The organism is Blautia sp. AM28-27, assembly GCF_003480905.1.
GTDB classification, from domain to species: Bacteria; Bacillota; Clostridia; order Lachnospirales; family Lachnospiraceae; genus Fusicatenibacter; species Fusicatenibacter saccharivorans.
The window spans coordinates 9,405-9,923 of sequence record NZ_QUJK01000030.1 but is presented as its reverse complement, the minus strand read 5'-3'; the positions used below and the strand labels follow the sequence as shown (position 1 = coordinate 9,923).

The 519-nt window shown below is 35.1% G+C and carries 1 protein-coding gene; it reads right to left on the bottom strand.

What is annotated here, in order from left to right:
• Positions 1-183 precede the first annotated feature (183 nt).
• The coding region (locus tag DW743_RS18575; RefSeq protein ID WP_243106638.1) for a helix-turn-helix domain-containing protein at positions 184-519 on the bottom strand (336 nt) is incomplete at its 5' end.

Here is a 519-nt window from a genome sequence, read left to right as displayed (position 1 = left end):
GGCCGTGAAGCAGATCGACCTGAGAACTCCGCCGGGTTTGTGTCTGTGACATAGAGAAAATTCCTCCATCTGAATAATGCATTGCGTCCATTATATCAGATGGAAGGAACCTCTGTGCAAAGAAAACATAAAAAATACAATAATCCAAAACTTTTAAAACTACATTTTTAATTATGGCAGTTCTTATTCAGGAAGAAATTCAATAATATCCTGAACTGAACAGTGAAATATTTTACAGAGGGCATCAATAGTGTTTGTGGATACTGATTCTCCAGCTTTTAATCTTCGAATTGTCGAGCTGCTGATTCCTGCTTTAACTTGAAGTGTATATGTTGATGCGCCGACTTTTTTCATTGTGTTCCACAATGGATCATAGGAAATCAATGAATATACGCCTCCTTTTGATATTGACATATATTCATTATTGCCTATAATGGAACATAAACGTGATAGGCAATATTGCCTATATAATAATAAAAAATAACTCCTTGCGGAAATATTTTCGTAGAGTATCACACT